At 44.7% G+C, this 3,673-nt stretch carries 4 protein-coding genes; 1 reads left to right on the top strand and 3 read right to left on the bottom strand.

Annotation, left to right across the window (positions count from 1 at the left end):
• Nucleotides 1-145 precede the first annotated feature (145 nt).
• On the top strand, nucleotides 146-1,237 hold the full coding sequence (locus B9J84_RS00235) for an alkene reductase (protein ID WP_404206154.1): 1,092 nt from the start codon (nucleotides 146-148) through the stop codon (nucleotides 1,235-1,237).
• 104 nt (nucleotides 1,238-1,341) lie between these two features.
• Here B9J84_RS00235 and B9J84_RS00230 read toward each other — a convergent pair whose 3' ends face one another.
• The 3 genes from B9J84_RS00230 to B9J84_RS00220 all read right to left on the bottom strand — a co-directional run.
• Nucleotides 1,342-1,710, bottom strand: a complete 369-nt coding sequence (locus B9J84_RS00230; protein ID WP_017046154.1) for a diacylglycerol kinase — start codon at nucleotides 1,708-1,710, stop codon at nucleotides 1,342-1,344.
• A gap of 145 nt (nucleotides 1,711-1,855) precedes the next feature.
• A complete protein-coding gene (locus B9J84_RS00225; RefSeq protein ID WP_094123261.1) occupies nucleotides 1,856-3,157 on the bottom strand; it encodes an ATP-binding protein in 1,302 nt (433 codons plus the stop codon).
• Nucleotides 3,158-3,184: 27 nt separating this feature from the next.
• The coding region (locus B9J84_RS00220; RefSeq protein WP_143698815.1) for a response regulator transcription factor at nucleotides 3,185-3,673 on the bottom strand (489 nt) is incomplete at its 5' end.

Raw genomic sequence — 3,673 nt, 5'->3', positions numbered from 1 at the left:
CCATGTTCAATAATTTGTTCATTAAGATTCTATATCGCAGTTATTGTTAAGTAATCCTAAATACTCTTTTTAATTATAGCTAGATTATTTAGTGATTCTTTTGTTATAGCCTATGGATAACAACCCAATACAGAGTGATTGAATGATGAGTAGCTTATTTTCCCCGACACAAATCGGTCCACTTTCTTTGAATAACCGGCTGGTAATGGCCCCGATGACGCGGGCTCGGACAAGCCAACCAGGTAATATACCCAACGACATCATGGCGCAATATTATGCTCAGCGAGCGAGTGCTGGTCTGATTATTACTGAAGCAACACAAATATCAGACGATAGCCAAGGATACTCATTTACTCCTGGCATATACACGCCAGAACAAATTGTGGGTTGGCAGCAGGTCACTCAAGCCGTGCATGACCGCGGAGGAAAAATAGTGAATCAGCTATGGCATGTAGGGCGAGTATCGCATCCTGTTTTTCAACAAGGTCAAAAGCCGATGGCTCCTTCAGCTATTGCTCCAGTCGATACCAAAGTCTGGATTGCACAGCCGGGGAGTGCCGGTGAGATGATGGAATGCGTTGAACCAAGAGCAATGACATTGCAAGAGATTAACCAAGTGGTACGCGATTTTGCTAATGCTGCACACAATGCGATTGCGGCTGGCTTTGATGGCGTCGAAATTCATGGTGGTAATGGCTATTTGATCGATCAGTTTTTGCGAACCAATTCGAATCATCGCACTGATCAATATGGTGGCAGCAGAGAAAACCGCTTACGTTTTCTTATGGAAGTTGTGAGTGCAATCATTGATAAGGTTGGTGCTGACAAAGTTGGAGTTCGCTTGGCGCCTTACATCACATTTAAAGATATGAACTGCCCTGATATCGTCCCAACGATTTTACAAGCCGCGGAGCAATTACAGAAACTCGGTATTGCGTATCTGCATTTGTCAGAAGCTGATTGGGATGATGCTCCACAAATCCCTGAAGATTTTCGCCGACATTTACGTGAGCTGTTCACCAATACCATTATTGTTGCAGGCCGATATGACGCTGAGCGAGCAAACCAAATCTTGGAAAACGGCTACGCTGACTTAGTCGCATTTGGGCGTCCCTTTATTGCGAATCCAGACTTAGTCGAGCGTTTGAAAATGAACCGTACATTATCGGCATTTGATCCAAGTTGCTTATTTGGTGGAGGTACTAAGGGATATACAGATTATCCAAACCATTCCTAAATCGAGATAGTCAGCAGTCGTTTGTTCTATGATTCTGCTGGCTTTTTTACAACTGGTTGGCCGTTATAAAGCAATGAGCCATTAACGCGCGCCAAAATGATACGCTAAAAGTAATAAGGCCACAGAATAAACATCCATGTGAATGCTGAAAATATCAACGCGATCAGTACGGCAGCTGAACCGATGTCTTTGGCGCGGCCACTGAGTTCGTGCCATTCGCTACCGACGCGGTCAACCACGGCTTCTACGGCGGAATTCATCAACTCCACAATCACAACTAAGACTAAGCAACCAATCATCATGATTTGCTCAATTTTAGTGACAGGCAAAAAGAAAGTAATGGTAATCAACAAAATTGAAGTGACAGTTTCTTGTCGAATAGCGGCTTCGTTTAGCCACGCGGCTTTCAGCCCTTGTATTGAATAACCTGTGGCATAAAACAGACGCTTTATACCCGTACGACCTGGTTTCATAAAATGAACAACCTAATAATGAATAACTATGACAATGGGCATGAGTGAATTACGTGTAGACGTAAAATAGCCTTCGCCCCGCACCCTCATGTTAAAAAAGAGAATCAATGACGTCAGTTCACAGATTCTCTTAAGTGGCCCGATATTAAACGCCCACCACGGGTAGTACAAGAGTAAAGCAAGCGCCTCCGAACACACTTTTAGCCACCGATACTTGGCCGTTGTGGCGTAAAACGATCTGTTTGACGATGGCCAAGCCTAATCCGAAGCCTGATTGTCGCTCTCCACGTGAGAGATCCGCGCTGTAAAAAGCATCAAAAAGGAATGGCCAGTGCTGCGGGTCAATCCCTTCTCCATCATCATGGAGATCAATTTGCACTGCTTGACCTGCGTTGATCACGGAGGTTTCAACGGCTATTTTGCTTTTGGCGTATTTCTGAGCATTACCCAATAAATTATCCAGAGCTCTTTTGAGAAGGTATGGATCGACCTGTAAAGTGGCGACTTGTGCTAATGGCAGCAACTGGATCTCGACTACGCTGTTGCTGCGCCATTTATCTAGTATCGGTTCGAGCCAGTAATTGAGCTGAATTGTCTGCATATTGAGTTCGTTTTCTGGCCTTTCAACTTTCGCGTAGTAAAGAAGTTCATCGACCATCGTTTCCATCTCTTCGGTATCTTCGATGATACTGGCGACTTTCGCCGCTTGTTTTTGTGTCAGAGATTCATCGGCCAACATTTCTGCTTGCCATTGGATCCGAAAGATAGGAGTGCGTAACTCATGAGCCACGGCATTACTCAGCGCTTTATTGCTGAGCACCAAGGCGGAAATTTTGCTCGCCATGTAGTTAAAGCTTTTGTTTAAAGAGCCGACTTTATCGCCGCTTTTGATGGAGGCGCGAGCGGTCAGATCACCAGCGGCAAAGGCTAAGGTCACTTTTTCCAATTCACGCACTCGCCGACTGATGAACCAGATCAGCAACACACAGTACAGTGCAAAGCCGACGACAAGCAGCAAAAGTGAGAGATTATCTGCGAAGAAAATGGCTTGCCTCAGTGGTGATTCTTCATCGGGTTTAAAGCTGTAAATTGGTGAGGTGGACGTCAGGCGCAGCCATAAAAAACGGTCATCATCGTAGTAGGTGTAGGCATTGGGGGCGGTGGTAAAGAAAAACGCTCGCACATCTGAGGGTAAGGTCTTTTCAGTATGCGTCTCTATCAGTTGTCGTGTTTTATCGGCATATTCTTTTAGTACATTTAAGGTGTTAGCTTCACCTTCATGCTGATAAATACGAGTGACCAAGTCATGAAATGCTTCAGCTTGATAATCTTCAAGTACATAATCGTAGTCAGTACCAAGCTGGTAAACGACCAGTTCAATGGTAATGAGTGTCGCTAAAAAAAAGAGCAATAAACCAACAAAAGATTCAACGTAGATACGACGCATACAGGTTTCTTCTAAAATACGTGATCATTACCACGTGTCTGGTACAAAAAGGTATCCTTTCCCTCGGACCGTAATAATGCGTTTCGGTGTGGAAGAATCATCACCGAGTTTTTTACGCAAAATGACAATCTTGTTATCGACGGTTCTATCAAGCCCATCGTATTCAATCCCGCGTAACGCTTTGGTTAATACATCCCGTGATAGGACTTGATCTGGTGTTGATGCCAGTAGCCACAGCAAGTCGAATTCGCTGTCGGTCATCGCTACGGCCTCACCATTCATTTCACACAGATGTCGAGATTGATTGAGAGACAAGGCCCCAAATTCAAGCACGGTTTTCGCGGTTTGAATTGGTTCGTTGTCGACTCTGCGCAGTAGCATACGCATTCTTGCAAGCAAGACGCGTGGTTTAATCGGCTTTGTCACAAAATCATCGGCACCAATTTCCAGTGCTGCAACGTGATCAAAATCGTCATCACTGGCGGTTAGCATCAATATCTTACCGTTGTACATAGG

Origin of the sequence: Vibrio sp. V03_P4A6T147 (assembly GCF_002241085.1) — a bacterium.
GTDB lineage: Bacteria > Pseudomonadota > Gammaproteobacteria > Enterobacterales > Vibrionaceae > Vibrio > Vibrio anguillarum.
The sequence above is the reverse complement of the archived record's forward strand: the minus strand, read 5'-3'. Positions and strand labels throughout refer to the sequence as shown.